The sequence below is a fragment of the Kibdelosporangium banguiense genome (genome assembly GCF_017876405.1).
Taxonomy (GTDB): Bacteria; Actinomycetota; Actinomycetes; order Mycobacteriales; family Pseudonocardiaceae; genus Kibdelosporangium; species Kibdelosporangium banguiense.
Genome location: NZ_JAGINW010000001.1, coordinates 20,135 through 40,230, shown reverse-complemented (window position 1 = coordinate 40,230; position 20,096 = coordinate 20,135). Strand labels below are relative to the sequence as shown.

Here is a 20,096-nt window from a genome sequence, read left to right as displayed (position 1 = left end):
CCAGCAACCCTTCGAGAATGGTTGTGCGCGGCCCGTCGAAGCCATACAATCCGTACGTACGGTTTGCTGGAGGTGGCTATGTGGGATCCCGACAAGTACCTGACGTTCGCCGATCACCGGGCGCGGCCGTTCTACGAGCTGATCGGCCGTATCCAGGCGAAATCACCCCGTCGTGTGGTCGACCTGGGCTGCGGTCCCGGCAACCTCACCACGGTCCTGGCATCCCGCTGGCCGGACGCGGCGCTCGAAGCCTTCGACTCCTCCCCGGAGATGGTCGAAGCCGCCCGCGACCGCGGAATCGACGCCCATGTGGGTGACGTCGCGACCTGGCGGCCACAACCGGACACAGACGTGATCGTCACCAACGCCGTCCTGCAATGGGTGCCGGACCATGCGGAGATCCTGCGCCGATGGGTGACCGAACTGCCCTCCGGAGCCTGGATCGCCCTGCAGGTCCCAGGCAACTTCGACGGGCCGTCCCACCGTCTGGTCCGCGAACTGGCCGCCGGCGCCTGGAAATCGCGGCTCGCCGACGTCGACCTACGCCCCGAGGACGCGGTGCTCACCCCAACGGGCTACGCGGAGCTCTTCGACGGCTGCGCGACCGACACCTGGGAAACGACCTACACACAGGTCCTGACCGGCGAAGACCCAGTCCTCGAATGGATCACCGGCACAGCCCTGCGACCGGTCAAAGCCACCCTGTCGGATGAAGAATGGGCAGCCTTCCGCGCCGACCTCGCACCCAAACTCCGCGAGGCCTACCCGCGCCGGGCGGACGGCCGTACCTGGTTCCCGTTCCGCCGCGTCTTCGCCGTCGCCCAGCTCAGCTGACAGTCTGCTTGGCCTTGCCCAGCTTCTCGCCGATCTTCGCCCTGGCCACCCCGGCCGCACTCTGCACAGCCGGGTGCTCAAGCAGCGTGTGGTACGCCCGCATGATCTGGTCGTACCGCTCACGGCCCGCCTTCGCCCCCAGCACGTAGCCAATGGCAACCCCAGCCAGGAACACCTTCATGGTCTCTGCCTCCCGTGCCTCGACTACGTCCGTCCATCTTCCCTCAGGATCGACCCCCCTGCCGCCCGCCCCAGGGGCCGTACGCTAGAGTTACCCCCTGTCAGGCAAGCACAACCCAGCCTGGCGCCAAGCAGTCCTCCATAGCTCAATTGGCAGAGCATTCGACTGTTAATCGAAGGGTTGCTGGTTCGAGTCCAGCTGGAGGAGCAAAACCCCAGGTAGCTTTACCTGGGGTTCATTCGTTTCCAGGGGCCGGTAGCTCAGTTGGTCAGAGCAGGGGACTCATAATCCCTTGGCCGTGGGTTCGAGCCCCACCCGGCCCACGTCGTCAGGGGACCTGTGTCCGCGGAAAGCGCGGACCGGGTCCTCCGTCATTATTTTGGGGGGCCGAGCCCTCCAAGCCCCTGCGGTGCGGTTGGTGCTGAACCAGCGCTGGGCGCGTTTGCTTTCTCTGGGGCGGGCTTCGTCCTGGAGCTCAAGAGGTGGTTGCTGTCTGCGGTGGGGTCAGGTGGGTTAGGTAGGCGCGGAGCATGGTTTTGAGGTTGTCGAGGAGGGTGGGGTCGCCGGTTGGGGCTGTGCGGAATGCTTCCTGGATGATGGCGTCGGCTGCGAGGAATGCGGTGCGACAGGCGGTTGCGGCTGAGTCGTCGTCGGGGAGCAGGTGCTGGTTGACGAGGATTCGGTGTACGCCGGTGACCATTGTGTGCTTGTGGGCGCGGTCGGCTTCTTGTGTTGCTTCGGTGAGGCCTCGGCCGAACCAGAGGGCGCGGAAGCCGGGTTCGGTGCGGTAGAGGCCGGCGAAGGCGTCGACGAGCAGGCCGACTGGGTCTGGCCAGGTTTCCTGGGCCGCGCGGGTGGCGAATGAGTCCATGAGGTCTTCCAGGCGGGCGAGGTATACGTCGGCCAGGGCCTCAGTGATGGCGTCCCGGTCCGGCAGGTACTGGTAGAGCGCGCCCACGGAGACTCCGGCCTCGGCAGCGACACGGGTGGTGGTCAGTGCCTCGACGCCTTCGGCCGTGAGCAGGCGGTCCGCGGCCGCGAGTACCTGGGCGAGCTTCTGCTTCGACCGTGCCTGACGCGGTACCCGGCGCAGGGTCATGTCGCTCCCAAAACCTGAACGTGACTTTGGTTCAGGTTTATTCTAGCCTCGGCCCATGGATTCCGACGAGGCGCGGCGGGCAGTGGCCCAGGCCTGTCATGGTCTTGCCCGTGAGGGGCTGCTGATCGGCACGGCGGGCAACGTGAGCGTCCGGGTTGGCGAGCATGTGGCGGTTACCGCGACTGGGGTTGTGCTGGGGCGGGCCACGCCGGAGCAGGTGACGGTCGCCGATCTGGATGGTGGCGTGGTCGCCGGGGAGTTTGCTCCGACGTCGGAGTTGGAGCTGCATCTGGGGATCTACCGGGACTTTCATGCGGGTGCGGTGGTGCACACCCACTCGCCGCAGGCCACTGCGGTTTCCCTGGTGCTCGACGAGCTTCCCTGCGTGCACTACCAAATGCTTGCGCTGGGCGGCTCGATTCGTGTCGCGCCGTTCGCTGTGTTCGGTTCCGCGGAACTGGCTGTGGGGACTCTTGCGGCGCTTGAAGGTAAATCGGCGGCGCTGCTGGCCAACCATGGCGCGATCGCTTACGGCTCGACGCTGGAGGCCGCGGTGGACAACGCCCTCCTGCTCGAGTGGGCCTGCGGCTTGTATTTGCGCGCCGCGACGCTTGGTGTGCCGCGGGTGCTGGATCCGGAACAACAGGCCGCTGTCGTGGCCGCAGCCGTGCGGCGCGGTTACGGCCGTCCCCGGCGGATCGAGGAGGAACGATGACGCAGACGGTTGTCACGCTGGGTGCGCACGTTTTCGACGTGCAGGTCCGGCCGGTCGAGGCCATCCCGGAAGGCCAGGGCGCGGTCCTGGTGGAGCAGATCCGGTTCGGGCCGGCGGGCACGGCCGCGGGCACGTCGGTCACTCTGGCCAAGCTTGGCGCGACGGTCCGTACTGCGGGCGCGGTCGGCGCCGACCCGGTGGGCGACATGCTGCTGACGATGCTCGCCGGTTACGGCGTGGACACTTCCCTGGTGCTGCGCCGTGACGGAGTGCAGACCTCGGCGTCGGTGCTGCCGATCAGGCCGGACGGCAGCCGGCCTGCTTTTCACGTGCCGGGCGCGAACCTCACCTACGGACCCGAGGACGCCCCACACGGCGAGATCGCCCGCGCGACCCACCTGCACCTGGGCGGGCCGGAGTTGATGGGCGGCGAGAATGCAGCGAAGATCCTTGCCCCGGCAAGATCGGCCGGCGTCGTGACGTCTGCCGACCTGCTCGCGCCAGGCGATCCCGGCGTGCTCGCGTGGCTCGCGCCCGCCCTGCCGCACCTGGATTACTTGCTGCCCAACGAAGAACAGGTACTTGGGCTGACAGGCGCCGCCACGCTCGAGGACGGCGCCCGCGCGCTGCTCAGCCAGGGCGTCGGCTGCGTCGCGGTCACGAGAGAAGCCCGCGGTGCCCTGGTGGTGACGGCGGACGAGATGATCGCTGTGCCCGCGTTCGCCGTCACGGTGGTTGACACCACCGGTTGTGGCGACGCGTTCTCGGCCGGATTCCTGCGCGGTATCGGCCTCGGTCGTCCACTGCGGGAGGCTGCCGTGCTCGGCTGCGCGGCCGCGGCTCTTGTGGCTCAAGGACTCGGCAGCGATCATGGCGCCTTCGACCTCGCCACGGCCGACGCCTTCGCCGTCGCCACGCCGGTCCTTGACGGGCGAACGCACATGGAGGGCTTTCACGGATGATGGGATAGGAGGAGACTTGTGACATGCAGCCGCCACTTGTCCGGTATGAACTGACCGACGGGATCGCGTCGATCACCATGGACGATGGCGCGCGGAACACGTTGTCGCCGCAGATGATCGGCAGTCTGAACGCCGCGCTGGACCAGGCGCAGGCAGACAGGGCCGTCGTTCTGCTGACTGGGCGTGATGGGCTGTTCTCCGACGGTTTTGATTCCGCGATCCTGCGTGAGGGTGGGCCGCGGTCGGTCGCTTTGGTGCGGTCCGGGTTCAAACTCGCTGCGCGGCTGCTCGCGTTTCCCCGGCCGGTGGTCGTCAAGTGCACTGGGCATGCCGCCGAGATGGGGGCGTTGCTGGTGCTGTCCGGGGATTTCCGGGTCGGTGCGGCCGGCTATCAGATCTCCGCGGACGGCCTGCAGATGTGGCTCACCGCCACGGAGATCATCCGCCGGTCGGTGGTCTTCCTCGATCTTGTGGTGCCTGAGGCCCGGCTGGCGCATGCCGCACGCGACATGGCCATCGCCGCCATCGGTATGGACATGCACAAACTTCGGGCCAGGCAAGGGATTCTGGCCGCGATCCGCAACGCCATCGACGTGGATTTCACCGAAGGGCAGCCCGTGGCCTCCGGGTGCGGTTGACCAGCCCGGCGCCCGGCCGGCGACAGGACTACGGTGGATCGGGTGCGGATCGCGACCTGGAATGTGAACTCGGTCAAGCAGCGGGTGCCGCGGTTGCTGCCGTGGCTGGACCAGCGGAAACCCGATGTGGTGTGCCTGCAGGAGACCAAGCTGGCCGACGAGGCGTTCACGAAACTGCTGGAATCCGAGCTGACCAGCCGTGGCTACGAGTTCGCCCTGAACGGCGAGGTGCAGTGGAACGGCGTCGCGATCCTGTCGCGCGTCGGTCTCGAGGACGTCGAAGCAGGCTTGCCCGGTGCGCCCGGCTTCCCGCACGCCGAGGCCCGTGCGGTGTCCGCGACCTGCGACGGCGTGCGCGTCCATTCGGTTTACGTGCCCAACGGCCGGACCCCGGATTCCGACCACTACCAGTACAAACTCGCGTGGCTGGCGGCCTTGCGGGCGGTGGTCGAGGCCGGCCCCGAGGCGGTGGTGGTCTGCGGTGACATGAACATCGCGCCCGCCGACGCTGACCTGTTCGACCCGGACGCCTACGTCGGCCAGACCCATGTGACCCCGCCGGAGCGGGCCGCTTTGGCCGCGCTGCAGGATCTCGGGCTGCGTGACGTGATGCGGGACCGGTGGCCCGGCAACCGGATCTTCACGTACTGGGACTACCGGGCCGGCATGTTCCACCAGGACCTCGGCATGCGGATCGACCTCATTCTCGCCAGTGCCCCAGTCGCCGTCCGCGCGCAGGCGTCCTGGGTGGATCGCCAGGCCCGCAAGGGAACGGGCCCCAGCGACCACGCCCCGGTCATGCTCGACCTCGACACCGCACCGGACGGCGACATCGGTCCGGTTGTGCCCCCGCCGTCGGCTCCTGCGGTCAAACGCGGATCAAAGAAGCTGCCCCAGGCGAAGTGACGTGACGGTCCCGTGTGCGAGCAGGCCCGCACACGGGATCACATTTCACAGGGCCAGCAGGGCGCGTTCCGGCAGCCGGTTGTCGAACGGACGCAACGCGATCCGCAGCAGTACCAAGGCGTTGTCGTCGCCCGCGACGCGGTTGGCGCTGAGCTCGTCACAGGCCAGACAGCTGTGGATGATCATCCACTCGCCGTCCGGCCGGACCGACAGGCTCAGCGGCACCATCCGGCCGTGGCAGCCGGCCCGCCGGTCGCCGGGGATCCGGCTGTCGACGTGCAGGCTGGTGAGACAGTTCGGGCAATGGTTGCGGTGGGCCGTGCCAGGCGCCACGAAGGACACGTCGAGCCGGCATCCGGCACACCGGAACGACTCGCCCGGGTTGTCCCGCCGTTTCTGCTTGGTGCGTTGTGGCCTGCCCTGACGAGGGTTGTGCCGTCTGGGCATGTCACATCCCGCCGAAGGCTTCGAGCGGGAACGGCGGCTGGGCCAGCGGCCGGACCGCCATCCGCACCAGGATCAGCTGGTTGTCGTCGGTGCTGATCGGATTGGAGGTGAGCTCGTCGCAGCGCGTGCAGCGGTGGATGATCATCCAGTCGCTGTTGCGCAGCACCGCGATCGAGATCGGGATCATCCGCGCCTGGCACTCCGGATCGGCTGTGTGCCGCGAATGCAGACAGCTCGGGCAGTGGTTGCGCAGCCGTTCACCAGGCGCTTGCGTGAGTTTGGAAACTGTCAGTCCACACCGGATGCAGGTGAACGTGTCAGTGCTGAGATAAGGGTTCTTGATGGACACCTATGGGCTCCTAGCCGGGAATACCGATGATTTCCGGGAGGAGGGCGCCGAAGGACCTGGCTCAGCGCGGGGTGGCTCCGCGGCCGGATGGGCAGGAGCTACCAAGGCGCGAGCGGGCGCCCTCGGCGCGGCGGGTCATAGGTCAACTACTTTCTAGGGCTGTGCTGGCCCGGGTCGGGGTGGCTCGCAACCTAGCAAGGGCCGCAACGGCCTCGCCACCGAATTTCCGGCACGCAAGACGATCGCCTGGGTACGGTTGATGGATGTCGATCAATCGGTTGGGCGCTGACCGGCTGGCGGACTGCCTGGCGCTTGCGGAGAGCCGCGAGTGGCTGCGGCAGGAACACCTGTGGCGGCTGCTGTTCGAAATCGGTGACGTTTACGGCATCGACGATGCGGACGGCGGCCTGGCTGGAGTTGTCGTGTCCACGCAGTACGGCAATGAGGTCGCGGCTATCGGCATGATGCTTGTCGCCCCGTCGTACGCACGGCAGGGCCTCGGTACCCGCCTGATGACCCATGCCTTGCAAGCAGCCGGAACGGCGTCGGCCTGGCTGGTCGCGACCGAGTACGGCAGGCCGGTCTACGAGCGTCTCGCCTTCCGGGCCGTCGGCGAGAAATCCCAGTTCATCGGCGACTTCGGCACATCCGCCAGCGGTGTGTCCCGGCCTGCGTCCACAGAGGACATGCCGGAGATCGCCCGGCTGGACGCGGAGATCTTCGGCATGTCCAGGCCGAAGGTGCTGGCACAGCTGCCCACGTTCTGCACGAGCCTGCGTGTGATCGACGGCCCCGCAGGCCTGCGCGGCTACGCGGGCAGCTGGCCGAACGTGGGCAACACGGTGATCGGTCCCGTGCTGGCCGAGAACCCACAGCTCGCCCAAGCGCTCATCGAGGACCTGGCCGCGGAGATCGACGGCCCGATTCGCCTCGATCTCACCCTGGAGCAGCAGGGGCTGGTCGATTGGGTGGAGAGCCTCGGCGTGCAGCGCGGTGCGACGACCACTGTCATGGTGCGCGGCGAGCCGTTGCCTGGCGACCGGAAACGCCTGTTCACGGGGCTTACGTCCGCGTCGGGCTAGGCGGCCGTGTGCAAAGAGTGTTCTTGCTCTTGCCAAGAGTAGTGTGCCTCACATGGCCAGCGGCACGCGCGAACGAATCATGGACGTGGCGTTGCAGCTTTTTGCCGAACGTGGTGTGGCTGCGACGCCGGTCACCGCGATCGAGGCCGCCGCGGGACTGTCGGCAGGCAGTGGAAGTTTCTACCGGCACTTCAAGGACAAGCAGGCGTTGCTCGCGGCCGTTGTGGAACGTGAGATCGCGTTGGTACGCAAGGATCCTGCCGTGCCGGCCGCTGGAACGCTGGCCGGGCAGCTGTTATCCGACCTGGACTTTCTCGGCCGGCTTCGTCCGCTGATGACAATCCTGATGTGGGAACGCAATCGTGCTCCCGAGGTCGCCGAGCACGTCCAGCAGGTGATGGCCGACCGGGGTGTCGAGCTGGGGACGGCCGAGGAGCTGGCGGTGGCGCCGGTCGAGGCCGTGCGGGCCGATCCGCAGGCCGCGGCCGCCGTGATGATGTCGGCGATGACCGGGTACTTTCTGACGACCGAGTACTTCGGTCGCCGGCCGGCCGGTATCGATCCGCAGCGGTTCGCATCCACGCTTGCCAGGCTGCTGACCGGGTAATCCTCCGGGCACAACCAGCCACGGAGCCCGACTCGAGCCCCAGTATTCGAACAGATGTCGGAGGTTGCAGATACCCTTCGGTACCGTGGCGCAGATTTGCCGCCGCAAGCTTGTGTGAGCCAGTACCGATTTGGGGAGAGAGACCCTGTGACAGCCGAGACCATCTACGGGGCTGACGACCTAACGCACCTCGAAGGGCTCGAGGCCGTCCGCAAACGACCCGGCATGTACATCGGGTCCACCGACAGCCGTGGCATCAATCACCTGTTCACCGAGATCGTCGACAACTCGACCGACGAGGGCATAGCCGGGCTGGCCACCCGGGTCGTTGTGACTTTGCACGCAGACGGCAGCGTCCAGGTGGACGACGACGGCCGCGGCATTCCGACCGGTGTGCACGCGAAGTCCGGTCTGTCCGGTGTCGAGCTCGTGCTCACCCGGCTGCACGCGGGTGGAAAGTTCGGTGGCTCGGGCTACAAGACCTCAGGTGGCCTGCACGGTGTGGGTGCCTCCGCGGTGAACGCGTTGTCCCACCGTTTCGACGTCACGGTGAAACGTGAGGGCAAGGTCCACCAGATGTCGTTCGCCCAGGGCACGCCCGCGGTGTTCGACGGGCCGGGCCCGAAGGCGAAGTTCGTCAAGCAGTCCGGCCTGCAGGTCATGGGCAAGATGAAGCGTGGCGAACCAACCGGCACCTCGATCCGCTACTGGTACGACTCGCGGTACTTCGAGAACGGCGCCGCGCTGGACGTCGAGGCCGTGCGCGCCAAGCTGCGTAACACCGCCTTCCTCGTTCCGGGCGTCACATATGTATTGCGTGACGCCACCCAAGGGGCGATCGAAGAGGAGACGTTCCACTTCCCCAACGGGCTGTCGGACATGGTCGACTTCCTGTCCCCGGATGGTGAGAAAGCGGTCACCGGAACGCTGTTGATCAACGGCACCGGTACGTACACCGAGAACGCCGCCGACGAGAACGGCGTCATGCGGTCCAAAGTAGAGCGTCAGGTCGAGGTCGAGGTCGCGTTCCGCTGGGGCACCGGGTACGACCGGATCGTGGAGTGCTTCACCAACACCATCCGCAACGTGCACGGCGGCACGCACCGCAAGGGCTTCGAGCGGGCCGCGCTGAAGTCGTTGCAGGAGGCCATTTCCAAGACCCGCGGGCTGCTCAAGCCCAAAGAGGACCCGCCGCAGCTCGACGACGTGCTCGAAGGCATGACCGCGGTGATCCACGTGCGCGTGCCAGAGCCGCAGTTCACCTCGCAGACCAAGGACGAGCTGTCCACCGCGGGCGTCACCAAGGTGATCCAGGGCATCGTCGAACGCAACGTCAAGGCGTGGACCGAGGACCGCAAGACCAAGGCCGAGGCCAAGATCGTCCTGCAGAAGGTCGTCGACGCGGCGCGCGTGCGGCTGACCCAGAAGCAGCAGAAGGACGCCGCCCGCCGCAAGACCGCCCTCGAAGGCGCGGCCATGCCGCCCAAGCTGGTGGACTGCCGCACGACAGGCGTGGCCCGCAGCGAGCTGTTCCTCGTGGAGGGTGACAGCGCCCTCGGTTCGGCGCGTATGGCGCGGGTTTCGGAGTACCAGGCCCTGCTGCCGTTGCGCGGCAAGATCCTCAACGTCCAGAAGGCAAGCCTGGCCGACACCCTGCGCAACGCCGAGATCGCCTCGATCGTGCAGGTCCTGGGCGCAGGTTCGGGCCGTACGTTCGACCTGGCCACGATGCGTTACGGCCGTGTGATCCTGATGGCCGACGCCGACGTCGACGGCTCGCACATCCGGACCCTGCTGATCACCTTGTTCGCCAAGTACATGCGGCCCGTGATCGAGGACGGTCGGCTCTACGCGGCCATGCCGCCGCTGCACAAGGTCGTCACCAAGGGCCGCAACTCCGAGACTCGCTTCACCTTCACCCAGCGCGAGATGGAGACGACTGTCGCCGCGCTGCAGAAGGCCGGCAAACAGATCGTCATGCCGGTGCCCCGGTTCAAGGGTCTCGGCGAGATGGACGCGGACGAACTGTGGGAGACCACGATGAACCCGGTGACCCGCTCGGTGCGCCGGATCACCCTCGACGACGCCGACGCCGCCGAGGAGGCCCTCGAACTGCTGATGGGCGAGAAAGTCGAGCCGCGGCGCAACTGGCTGGTCGAGTCGTCCAGCCGGGTGGACCGCGAGGCGATCGACGTCTGACGGGTTTTCGAAGGACAGAGAGAGTACTGATCAATGGCACGCCGCAAGGGCACCACGACCACCCGGGTTGATCCCAGCGCGTTCGACAGCGCGGGCGCCAACGTCATCGACAACTCGTTGAAGACCGAGATCGAGGACTCCTACCTGGAGTACGCCTACTCGGTCATCCACTCCCGCGCCCTGCCCGACGCGCGTGACGGCCTCAAGCCCGTACACCGCCGCATCCTGTTCTCGATGCAGCAGAATGGTCAGCGTCCAGATTCTCCGTATGTGAAGTCGTCACGCGTCGTCGGTGACGTGATGGGCCGCTACCACCCGCACGGTGACTCGGCGATTTACGACTCCATGGTCCGGATGGCGCAGGACTTTTCGCTGAACTCGCCGTTGATCGACGGGCATGGCAACTTCGGCTCGCCGGATGACGGGCCGGCCGCGTCCAGGTACACCGAGGCACGGATGTCGCCGGAGGCCATGCTTCTGGTCGGGGAACTGGGCGAGGACACGGTCGACTTCCGGCCGAACTATGACGGTTCGCTTCAGGAGCCGACGGTTCTGCCTGCGGCTTTCCCGAACCTGTTGGTGAACGGGACTTCGGGGATCGCGGTCGGTATGGCCACGAACATGATTCCGCACAATCTCGGTGAGGTTGTGGCGGCCGCGCGGTGGTTGATCAGTCACCCGGATGCGACGCTCGACAAGCTGATGGAGTTTGTGCCGGGGCCGGATCTGCCTACCGGCGGGATGTTGCTGGGGCTGGATGAGGTTCGTAAGGCCTACGAGACGGGCCGTGGTGTGGTCCGGATGCGGGCGCGCGCCGAGACCGGTCCGCTGGAGGGCAGCCGTGGGCGGCAGGCGATCACTGTCACCGAGTTGCCCTACGGCGTCGGTACTGAGCGGATCATCGAGAAGATCACCGATGAGGTGAACAAGTCCAAGCGGCTCACCGGGATCGCGGACGTCAAGGACCTCACCGACCGGGAGAACGGCACCCGCCTGGTCATCGAGTGCAAGGTCGGTGTCAACCCGCAGGCCCTGCTCGCCGACCTGTACCGGCTGACGCCGATGGAGCAGTCGTTCGGCATCAACAACCTGGTGCTTGTGGACGGTCAGCCGCAGACGCTGGGGCTCAAGGCTTTGCTGGAGGTCTTCCTCAAGCACCGCGCCGAGGTCGTCACCCGGCGCACGCGGTATCGCCGCCGCAAGCGGGAAGAGCGCCTGCACCTGGTCGAGGGCCTGCTCAAGGCCCTGATCAACATCGACAAGGTGATCCGGCTGATCCGCAACAGCGAGAACGCCGCGGCGGCCAAAGACGGCCTGATGACGCAGTTCAAGCTCTCCGAGATCCAGGCGCAGTACATTTTGGACACCCCGCTGCGCAGGCTGACCAAGTTCGACCGCATCGAGCTGGAGTCCGAGCAGGACCAGCTCAACGCCGAGATCGCCGAGCTGTCCAAGATCCTGGACGATCCGGCCGTGCTGCGTAAGGTGGTCTCCTCCGAGCTGGCCAAGGTCGCCAAGGACCTGGCAGGGGAGCGCCGGACCGCGCTGATCGACGGTGACCTCAAGGAGGTGCTGGCCGCGTCCAAGCCGGCCGGTCCGCTGGAGGTCGCCGACGATCCGTGCCAGGTGATCCTGTCCGCGACCGGCCTGGTCGCCCGGACTGCCGCCGAGTCCGAGGAATCGAGCGAGGCCCGGCGCCGAAACGGCCGTGCGAAACACGACACGGTCGCGGCAGTCGTGCATTCGACCGCACGCGGCCAGATTCTGCTGGTCACCAACCAGGGGCGGGCGTTCAAGACCGACGTGCTGCCGCTCCCGGTGCTGCCTGACCAGAGCGGGACTGTCTCGCTCGGCGGCGGGATGGCCGCGCGTGAGCTGGTTGCATTGGAGAAGGGCGAAAAGGTCGTCGGCATAGCGCCGCTCGGTGAGCAGGGAGCCGGATCACCAGGCCTCGCGCTGGGTACGCGTCAGGGCGTGGTGAAGATCTGTGCGCCGGAGTGGCCGGTCCGGTCGGACGAGTTCGAAGTGATCAGTCTCAAGGACGGCGACGAGATCATCGGCGCGACCTGGCTGACCGACGGAACCGAGACCATGACGTTCCTGTCGTCGGATTCCTCGCTGCTGCGCTTCGCTGCTTCCCTTGTCCGCCCGCAAGGTCTGAAGGGTGGCGGCATGGCAGGTATCAACCTCGGCAAAGAAGCCCATGCGGTGTTCTTCGGTGCGGTCCGCACTGATGACGACGAACACGGCGAGCCGATGGTCGTGACGTCGACAGGCTTGAGCGTGAAGGTAACGCCGTTCTCGCAGTACCCGGCCAAGGGCCGGGCCACCGGCGGTGTGCGGACGCATCGCTTCCTCAAGGGCGAGACCCAGCTGGTGCTGGCCTGGGTCGGCCCACGACCGGCGGGTGCGTCCAGCACCGGCTCGGCCGTGGAACTGCCCGAGGTGGACATGCGCCGGGACGGTTCCGGCCACGCCCACCCAGGCCCGGACGTGGTCGGTCACATCATCGAACGTGACTAGCAGACTTGCTGCTGCAACTCGGTGACCCAGCGGTCGAACTCGCCCGGCGGGCACTCCAGGTTGACCTCACGGGGGTAGCCCATCGGGCGGTAGCCGTTCTGCTCGATCCAGGCGGCCAGCGCCTGCTCGGCCGGAAGCATGTCCGACATGGCGCCGTGGTGCACGATCGTCGCGGCCTTCTCCAGAGGCTTCAGGTCGACGACCGTGAACCCGGCGTCGTCGGTGCCGAGCGGGCGGTCCACCGGCACTGTCGCGTGCACGACGACCTTGCCGCCGCTGTTCGGCACCTCCTCGTACCAGGCCACCCCGGGCGCCACTCCTGTCACGCCGGCCCTGTCCATCCGCTCGCACAGATCCTGGTACAGCGGTCCGATGACTGGTCCGATGTCTTCCTGTTCCCAGCTCGCCGCGACCGCGGTCAGCTCGGCGACCCGTTGCGCCGCAACTTCCTTGAGCACGACATCCGCGACTGCCATGTGACCCTCACTTTCGATCAGCCGGAGCCTCGCCTCGACCTGCCGGAGCCGGTCGGTCTCCGCAGCGATCCGCGCCTGCACCTCGGCGTGCCTGAGCTGCAGCATTCCCCGCATCCGTTCGCCGCTGACCTGCTCGTCGAGCAGCCCGGCGACCTGCCCGAGGGTGAACCCCAGGCCTTTGAGGGCGATGATCCGGTTGAGCCGGGCCAGCTGGGTGGCGTGGTAGAAGCGATAGCCGGTGGCCGGGTCGACATGCGCGGGCCGCAGGAGGCCGAGTGCGTCGTAGTGGCGCAGCATCCGCACCGACACCTGGCCGTACCTGGCGAAATCTCCGATGGTGAACATGATGGGTCAGTTCTATGAGCTGACACGGTGTCAGAGTCAACACGGGGTCAGGGGGCGAGTGGCCCCACGTCGGTCTTGGCGAGCGGTTTGCGGGAGCCGCCGAGTTCGTCGGCGCCGACGTCGAGCTTGCCCGACCGGGCCTGCGGCGGGTCGAGGTCGGTGGTGACGTAGGAGTACGTGCCGGCTGACGAGTCGATGGCCGGGCTGCTGTCCGACAGCCGGGACAGGCCGTTGGCGTCGCGGACCAGCTTGGGATCGACGGACCGGTAACCGCCGGACGGCATGCCGGCCGAGCCGCCCCAGGCGATGTTGCCCTCGTAACGCACGGTGGAACCACTGACCATGTCGACGAGGGTGCCAGACGTGCCGACGATGATGTTGTTGGCCAGTACGCAGTCCTTGGGTTTGAAATCGCCGCCGTCGCTGTCGATCACCGCGTTGGTGCCCTGCACGGTGTTGAAGGCGACGGTCACCCGGTCTGGCCGGTCGTGCCCGGTGCTGGTCGGGCCGCTGTCGGCCTCGGAGCCGCTGCCGAAGACGATGGCACGGCCGCCCGACGCGGCCACGTAGTTGTTGATGATCTTGTGGTCGTTGCCGTGGAACCGGATACCGGACGCACCGAAGATCAGGTTGCCGTCCACCACACTCCGGTTGCCGTGCCGCAACACGATGTAACCGCGACTGTCGCGGATCGTGTTGTAGCGCACGATGTTGTCCGACGACTTCACCGAGATCGCCTCGGAATCGCCGTTGGCCTTCTCGAACAGGTTGTACTCCACGACCGCGTTGGCCGAATAGGACTGTTTGTGGCTGTAGCCAAGACGGATCGACTCACCGCCGTTGGATCCGCTGAAAGTGTGGTTGTAGAAATAGTTGTGATGGATCCGGGTCCGTTTGGCGACATTGTCGCCCGGCCCGGAGATCTGCAGGAAAACCCCTTCGGAACTGCGGTTCTGGAAGGAGTTGCGGTCGATTTCGACGTCGTTGCCGTTCACCGTGACCCAGTTGCCGCCGCCGCTGAGCTGCACGGTGTTGCGGGAGATCCGGATGTGGTGGGCGTTGGCCGGCACCGACAGCGAACCGCCGTGACGCAGGTTGAAGCCTTGCAGCACAACGTTGTTCACGCCGCTGGCGAACGAGAAACCCGTGGAGCCGCGGATCTCGGCCTTGCCCACGTTCGCCGCGGTCACGGTGATCGGCGCGGAGGATGTGCCGGAACGCCGGATCGTGATCGCGCCACTCGCGGTGTACGTGCCGTCGGCCAGTTCGATCCGGTCACCGGTGTTCGCCGAATCGAGCGCGTTCTGCAGCGCGGACAAGCTGGTCACCCGGACTGTTGCCGCGGATGCCTGGCCCGGCACAACCACCAGGCCGGCGAGCAGGGAAAGAAACACGGCACTGTGTCGTATCATCGCCAACTCTCCAATGTCGTTGGCGGCGGACACAAAACACGTTAGCGGATCAGGTCAAGAATGGGCCCCCGGTCCCAGCGAGCGGAACAAGGGGCCGGTGAGAACGTTCTTCACTACGAGCAGCTCGAGCAACAACCACAGCCCGGACCGCTGCAGGAGCCGCAACATCCGCATGTACCCTTCATCGCTCCTCCTTTTCGAGGCCGCACCCGGGTTTCACGGTAGCCACGGCATTTTCACGCACGTACCGCTACGTGAGTGACGTGCTGCTCAGGGCGCACGCCACCGCAGCGATTCGCCCCGGCCGCTTTTTGTGCACACCAGCGGCTGACCCGTTCGGGTTATTCCGATCGCGCCTTCGGGGGAACACCTTCCGCCTTCTTTGGCAAACGGGACGCCCGGCAGCGTCGGGATGGTGACGATCGGAGGTCTGGTCGGCGGCGGTGTTCTCGTGGCAGGCGGGGGCTTGGGCGGCGTGGTGCCGCTGGGCTTGATCACCGGGGCGACTGTGGGCAGGCTCGCCTCCCACGTCGGCGTCCACTCCGGGGTGGGCGGCGTCGTGGGCGGCGCCGTGACGTCCGGAGTGTCCTCGAATGTGGGGATTCTGACGGTCTTACCCTCGGTCGGCGCCTGTGTGCAGGCGGTCAACGCGAACGCGGCCAGTAGGCCACACCCTCCGACCTTTACCCGGCGGGAGGCTAGACCTAGCACTGATGAAAGCGTATACATCGGATGTCTGGTCCGTTCTGGTGCCTTGGGGAGTGCAACGATGCCAACTCCGGCGACACGCTGGGCTGTCACCATTTCCGCGCTCGTGGCAGGCCTGGTCACGGTCTTGCCGGCGAACGCGGACGATCGGAGTGGGTACCGCGGCCCGGTCGCCGACGTCACACTCGACGGCGACGGCCGGATCTCCTTAGCGGTGAGCAAGGCCGGGCAGTCGATCCTGTTACCCAGCCCGGTGGGGATCACCACTGAGCAGATGGACTTGTCAAAGGGGTTGAAGCTGCTCCGGCGGTCGGGCAAACCGGTGTTCGAACACTACAACACCAAGTCCGGCAAGCAAGGTTCTCGGACAGTGGCGCAAATGGAGCAGCGTTACACGTTCGAAGCCGCTGGTGGCGCGCGGTTTGATCTGCTTGTGCGGACCTCGCATGACGGGGTCGCGTACCGCTATTCGCTGCCGCGCTCGTATGGCGCGATCCTTAATGAGGCGTCCGCATACAAAGTTCCCCCGGGCAGTGCCGCCTGGCTGGCGAAATACCGGCGGGACTACGAGAACCCGTTCCTGCAGACCACGTCGGACGGTGCCGAGGCGACGGAGTACATGCATCCGGCACTGTTCGACGTCGGCGGCACGTACCTGCACATCACGGAATCCGATGTGGACGGACGGCATTCCGGTGCGCGCCTGGTGCATGAGGGCGGCGGGCTGTACCGGATCAAGTACTGGGACGAGAAGGTCGAGACCGGCGGCCCGGTGCAGACCGCCTGGCGCACGATGATCATCGGCGACCTCGCCACCGTGGCGCAGTCGACTCTGGTCGACGACCTGGCGACGCCGTCGAAACTGCGGGACACGTCGTGGATCAAGCCCGGCAAGGTGTTCTGGAGCTGGCTGGCCGGCGGGCGTGAGGCCGGGCAGAGCTTGTCGATGCAGAAGGCGTACGTCGACTACGCCGCAGCGCACGGCTGGCCATATGTGCTGGTGGATGCGGGTTGGTACTTCGATCCGAACTGGGATTACGACCCGTCGTGGGAGACCACGAGCTGGATTCCGCAGCTGGTGGACTACGCCAGGGCGCGCGGTGTGCAGATCCAGACGTGGGTGCACTACGACGAGCTGGACACGGTCGAGGAGCAGACCCGCAGGCTGGCGTTGTTCGAGCGCTGGGGTGTGGCCGGGCTGAAGATCGACTTCATGGACTCCGACTCGCAGCAGCGGTTTCGCTGGTACGACCAGATCCTGCCTGCCGCCGCCCGGCACCACCTGATGATCAATTTCCATGGATCGACACTGCCGCACGGCATCCAGCGCACCTGGCCGAACGTGATGACCATGGAAGCGGTGCACGGCGGGGAGAAGTCCAGCAACCTCAACACGACTCATTTGACCGCTTTGCCCTTTACGCGCAACGTATCCGGTTCGATGGACTACACACCGATGGCCTGGCACCGGCCCAGCCGTCCCACATCCGACGCCCACGAACTGGCACTGGCGGTGGTGTTCGAGTCGGGATTCCAGAACTTCGCCGGTCAGATCGAGGGCTACCAGGCCCGGCCGGAGGCGGAGCGATTCCTCGACCAGGTCCCCACGGCCTGGGACGAAACCCGGTTGCTGGCCGGGCGGCCTGCCGAGAGTGCCGTGTTCGCGCGCCGGAGCGGTGAGAGATGGTTCATCGGCGGCGGTTTCTCGGGCGCAGCGCGGACAGTCAGCGTGCCGTTGAACATTCCGGCGGGTAAGTGGCTCGTCGACATGGTGCGGGACGGTCTGGTGCGTGAACAGCGCGTGCTGCGGTCAGGTGAGAACCTCACGGTCGATGTCGTCAAGGACGGTGGATTCGCTGCCATCGCGTGCCGTTGGCGGCCAGGTATCCGTACATGCGACGAGCCGGTTCGTACGGTTCCGGACACGACGGTCACCGCGACCAGCAACGGATTCGAGGTATCCGGCAAGTTCAGCGCCACGACAGTGGTCAACGACGTGACCTTCGCGCCACGGGTACCGGCCGGGTGGACGGTCACCGGTCCGGCGATCAAGGCGGACCGGCTGCGCCCAGGCCAGGAAATATCCGGAAAGTGGACGCTCAAGCCGCCTGCCGAGTACGGCTACTTCGACATTCCCGTTGTCGCCGCGTTCCGTTCCGGTGCCAGGCGGTTGGAGGACGAGCAGACCACGCGGATACACGTCTGGAAACCGTTGCCGGCGGGCTGGTCGTACCTCAGCGACCTGGCGTTCACCGGATCCAGCGGCGACGGCCCGGTTGAGCTCGACCTGGCCAACGGCGGCCCGGCGGCGCGCGACGGCCGGCCGATCGCGATCCGGCGGCAGAACTACGGCAAAGGCCTGGGAACGCACGCCAACGCCGCGATCAGTTTCGCGTTGGACGGCCGGTGCACGCAATTCGTGGCCGATGTCGGTGTGGACGACGAAGCCGGGCTGGACGTCGCACGGCAACGCGTTGGCGGGACAGTGAGTTTCGGTGTCTCCGGTGACGGTTCTTCCCTTGTGGATACTGAGGTGCTGGGTGTCCGGTCGCCGGTGAAGTCGTTGCAGATCAACGTCACCGGTGTCCGGACGTTGACACTGCGCGTGGCCGACGGCGGTGACGGGACCCAGAACGACCACGCGTCGTGGGCGGATGCCCGGGTGCGGTGCTCGTGATTATTCGCCTTGCTTGACCACCCCCGAGTGGGGTACTCACTGTCCATGGCCGAATCGGTAGACGCGGTGGTGATCGGGTCCGGCCCGAACGGCCTGGTCGCGGCGAACGTGCTGGCGGACGCGGGCTGGTCGGTGCTGGTCCTGGAGAACGCGGACGAACCCGGCGGCGCGGTCCGCACAGCGGAGATCACCGCGCCCGGTTTCCGCAACGACCTGTGCAGCGCGTTCTACCCGCTCGGCATCGCGTCGCCCGTGATCGCCGAGCTTGGGCTGGAGCAGTACGGACTGCGTTGGCGACACGCGCCTGAGGTGCTGGCGCACGTGTTCCCGGACGACCGGGCGGTGCTGTTGTCGCGTGATCTCGACACGACCGTGCGTTCACTGGAGACGTTCGCCCCCGAGGACGGCGACGCGTGGCGCGCGGAATACGCGAAGTGGCAACGTATCCGCGACCATTTGCTGAACGCAGTGACACGGCCGTTCCCGCCCGTCCGTGCCGCTACAGGGCTCGTGCGAACTTTGGGGACCGCGGAAATGCTGCGGTTCGTGCGGATGGCCACGCTGCCTGTGCGCAGGCTCGGGGTTGAGACGTTCGCCGGGGAAGGCGCTCGAGTGTTGCTCGCGGGCAATGCGATGCACACAGATCTGGGCCCGGATTCGTCCGGGAGCGCGGTGTTCGGCTGGTTGCTGTCCATGCTCGGCCAGGATGTCGGTTTTCCGGTGCCGGAAGGCGGCGCGAGCAGCCTGATCGACGCGCTGATCGCCCGTCTGAAGGCTCGCGGCGGTCACGTGGAGTGCGGCAGGCTCGTGACGAAAGTGCTTCTCGCCGATGGCCGGGCGATGGGCGTGCAGGACAGACAGGGCGGGCGTGTCAGGGCCACCCGCGCGGTACTTGCCAGCGTTCCTGCTCCTATGCTGTACCGGGAACTCGTTGGCGTAGAGCATCTTCCCGCCCGGCTTGTGTCTGATTTGGACAAGTTCGAATGGGACGACGCGACGGTCAAAGTGGACTGGGCGTTGTCCGGCCCGATCCCGTGGACCGCGCCGGAGGCCAGGCAGGCCGGCACCGTCCACCTCGGCGCCGACGTCGACGGGCTGGCCGGAATCAGCAACGACCTCGCGTGCGGACGTGTGCCGCGTAACCCGTTCCTCCTACTGGGCCAGATGACCACCGCGGATCCTTCCCGATCACCGGCAGGCACTGAGGCCGCGTGGGCGTACACGCATGTTCCCCGCGGCAAGCTGCTGACCGACGGCAGTCTGCGCCGCCGGGCCGACCGGATAGAGCAGGCAATCGAGAAACACGCGCCCGGATTCACCAGCCTGATCCAGGCACGGGCCATCACCGGCCCGCACGACCTGGCAGAACTCAACTTCAGCCTGAACGGCGGCGCCATCAACCAGGGCACGGCGGCCATCCACCAGGAGCTGATCTTCCGGCCGATTCCCGGAATGGCCCGCGCCGACACCCCGATCGACAGGCTGTTCCTGGCAGGAGCGTCCGCCCATCCCGGCGGCGCCGTACACGGAGCCGCCGGCGCGAACGCGGCACGAGCGGCGTTGGCTCGGGAAAAGTGGACCGGCGGCGCCTACCGTGCGATGACACACTCGATCAACCGCCTGCTGTACGGCTCCGATTAGTCCGGTGGTTCCTGTTTGTCATCGTCCACCTCGGCCTCGGCCCTGCGCTGGATCTTCTTGACATCGACATCGAGATCCGGCGGATCCGGAGTCCCCGGTGGCTGCGGCGGGTCGGGAGTTATCGGTTCGTTCTCCTGGCTGGTCATGGCATCCGGGTAGCCGTGACCGCATGCCGTGAAACCGGTGCAGCGTTTGCGCCTGGTGTGACGGAGGCTTACGGTTGAAGGACTATCCCCCGAAGTGGGTGCGGTTTGGGTTGAAAGGGCAGCCTCGGCTCATCTGCCTCGTGCGCTGA

At 66.7% G+C, this 20,096-nt stretch carries 19 protein-coding genes and 2 tRNA genes; 13 read left to right on the top strand and 8 right to left on the bottom strand.

Features of this window, described 5'->3' with window-relative positions; translation table 11 throughout:
* The first annotated feature begins 78 nt into the window (after positions 1-78).
* On the top strand, positions 79-834 hold the full coding sequence (locus tag JOF56_RS00205; RefSeq protein ID WP_209633166.1) for a trans-aconitate 2-methyltransferase: 756 nt from the start codon (positions 79-81) through the stop codon (positions 832-834).
* Here JOF56_RS00205 and JOF56_RS00200 read toward each other — a convergent pair.
* Positions 827-1,015, bottom strand: a complete 189-nt coding sequence (locus JOF56_RS00200) for a hypothetical protein (RefSeq protein ID WP_209633164.1) — start codon at positions 1,013-1,015, stop codon at positions 827-829. The genes JOF56_RS00205 and JOF56_RS00200 overlap by 8 nt on opposite strands.
* A 134-nt stretch (positions 1,016-1,149) precedes the next feature.
* Between JOF56_RS00200 and JOF56_RS00195 the strand changes: the two genes are divergently transcribed.
* Positions 1,150-1,222 (top strand) — tRNA-Asn (locus JOF56_RS00195).
* Between the two features lie 42 nt (positions 1,223-1,264).
* Positions 1,265-1,338 (top strand) — tRNA-Ile (locus JOF56_RS00190).
* Positions 1,339-1,490: 152 nt separating this feature from the next.
* On the opposite strand, the gene JOF56_RS00185 is transcribed toward JOF56_RS00190, so the two are convergent.
* Positions 1,491-2,114, bottom strand: coding sequence for a TetR/AcrR family transcriptional regulator (locus JOF56_RS00185; protein WP_209633162.1), 624 nt, complete (start codon positions 2,112-2,114; stop codon positions 1,491-1,493).
* Between the two features lie 55 nt (positions 2,115-2,169).
* On the opposite strand from JOF56_RS00185, the gene JOF56_RS00180 reads away from it, so the two are divergent.
* From JOF56_RS00180 to JOF56_RS00165, 4 genes are read left to right on the top strand one after another with little or no spacing between them, the layout of a single operon-like run.
* On the top strand, positions 2,170-2,829 hold the full coding sequence (locus JOF56_RS00180) for a class II aldolase/adducin family protein (protein WP_209633160.1): 660 nt from the start codon (positions 2,170-2,172) through the stop codon (positions 2,827-2,829).
* Entirely contained in the window at positions 2,826-3,791 is a 966-nt protein-coding gene (locus JOF56_RS00175; RefSeq protein WP_209633159.1) for a carbohydrate kinase family protein, read from the top strand. Before JOF56_RS00180 ends, JOF56_RS00175 begins: the two co-directional genes overlap by 4 nt.
* A gap of 23 nt (positions 3,792-3,814) precedes the next feature.
* Complete coding sequence (locus JOF56_RS00170) at positions 3,815-4,429, top strand: enoyl-CoA hydratase-related protein (RefSeq protein WP_209633157.1); 615 nt, start codon at positions 3,815-3,817, stop codon at positions 4,427-4,429.
* 33 nt (positions 4,430-4,462) lie between these two features.
* Entirely contained in the window at positions 4,463-5,335 is an 873-nt protein-coding gene (locus JOF56_RS00165; protein WP_209633155.1) for an exodeoxyribonuclease III, read from the top strand.
* 45 nt (positions 5,336-5,380) lie between these two features.
* Here JOF56_RS00165 and JOF56_RS00160 read toward each other — a convergent pair whose 3' ends face one another.
* Together JOF56_RS00160 and JOF56_RS00155 are read right to left on the bottom strand one after the other, a co-directional pair.
* On the bottom strand, positions 5,381-5,782 hold the full coding sequence (locus JOF56_RS00160) for an RNHCP domain-containing protein (protein ID WP_209633153.1): 402 nt from the start codon (positions 5,780-5,782) through the stop codon (positions 5,381-5,383).
* Between the two features lies 1 nt (position 5,783).
* On the bottom strand, positions 5,784-6,131 hold the full coding sequence (locus tag JOF56_RS00155) for an RNHCP domain-containing protein (RefSeq protein WP_209633151.1): 348 nt from the start codon (positions 6,129-6,131) through the stop codon (positions 5,784-5,786).
* A 263-nt stretch (positions 6,132-6,394) separates the two neighbouring features.
* Between JOF56_RS00155 and JOF56_RS00150 the strand changes: the two genes are divergently transcribed.
* The 4 genes from JOF56_RS00150 to JOF56_RS00135 all read left to right on the top strand — a co-directional run bounded on the left by JOF56_RS00150 (position 6,395) and on the right by JOF56_RS00135 (position 12,542).
* Positions 6,395-7,213, top strand: coding sequence for a GNAT family N-acetyltransferase (locus JOF56_RS00150; protein ID WP_209633149.1), 819 nt, complete (start codon positions 6,395-6,397; stop codon positions 7,211-7,213).
* A gap of 52 nt (positions 7,214-7,265) precedes the next feature.
* On the top strand, positions 7,266-7,820 hold the full coding sequence (locus JOF56_RS00145; protein WP_209633147.1) for a TetR/AcrR family transcriptional regulator: 555 nt from the start codon (positions 7,266-7,268) through the stop codon (positions 7,818-7,820).
* A 147-nt stretch (positions 7,821-7,967) separates the two neighbouring features.
* Positions 7,968-10,019: a DNA gyrase/topoisomerase IV subunit B gene (locus JOF56_RS00140; protein WP_209633144.1), complete on the top strand. Its 2,052-nt coding sequence runs from the start codon at positions 7,968-7,970 to the stop codon at positions 10,017-10,019.
* 33 nt (positions 10,020-10,052) lie between these two features.
* Entirely contained in the window at positions 10,053-12,542 is a 2,490-nt protein-coding gene (locus JOF56_RS00135; RefSeq protein WP_209633142.1) for a DNA gyrase/topoisomerase IV subunit A, read from the top strand.
* Here the strand turns inward: JOF56_RS00135 and JOF56_RS00130 are convergent.
* The 3 genes from JOF56_RS00130 to JOF56_RS00120 form a co-directional block, all read right to left on the bottom strand.
* Complete coding sequence (locus JOF56_RS00130; protein ID WP_209633140.1) at positions 12,539-13,363, bottom strand: MerR family transcriptional regulator; 825 nt, start codon at positions 13,361-13,363, stop codon at positions 12,539-12,541. The two genes, JOF56_RS00135 and JOF56_RS00130, sit on opposite strands and share 4 nt — an antisense overlap.
* Before the next feature lie 47 nt (positions 13,364-13,410).
* Positions 13,411-14,775: a polysaccharide lyase 6 family protein gene (locus JOF56_RS00125; protein WP_209633138.1), complete on the bottom strand. Its 1,365-nt coding sequence runs from the start codon at positions 14,773-14,775 to the stop codon at positions 13,411-13,413.
* Positions 14,776-15,045: 270 nt separating this feature from the next.
* Entirely contained in the window at positions 15,046-15,486 is a 441-nt protein-coding gene (locus JOF56_RS00120; RefSeq protein ID WP_209633135.1) for a hypothetical protein, read from the bottom strand.
* 58 nt (positions 15,487-15,544) lie between these two features.
* Between JOF56_RS00120 and JOF56_RS00115 the strand changes: the two genes are divergently transcribed.
* A complete protein-coding gene (locus JOF56_RS00115) occupies positions 15,545-18,160 on the top strand; it encodes a glycoside hydrolase family 97 catalytic domain-containing protein (protein WP_209633133.1) in 2,616 nt (871 codons plus the stop codon).
* A 45-nt stretch (positions 18,161-18,205) separates the two neighbouring features.
* Positions 18,206-19,801, top strand: a complete 1,596-nt coding sequence (locus JOF56_RS00110; protein ID WP_209633131.1) for a phytoene desaturase family protein — start codon at positions 18,206-18,208, stop codon at positions 19,799-19,801.
* Here JOF56_RS00110 and JOF56_RS00105 read toward each other — a convergent pair.
* Entirely contained in the window at positions 19,798-19,947 is a 150-nt protein-coding gene (locus tag JOF56_RS00105; protein WP_209633129.1) for a hypothetical protein, read from the bottom strand. The genes JOF56_RS00110 and JOF56_RS00105 overlap by 4 nt on opposite strands.
* Positions 19,948-20,096 lie beyond the last annotated feature (149 nt).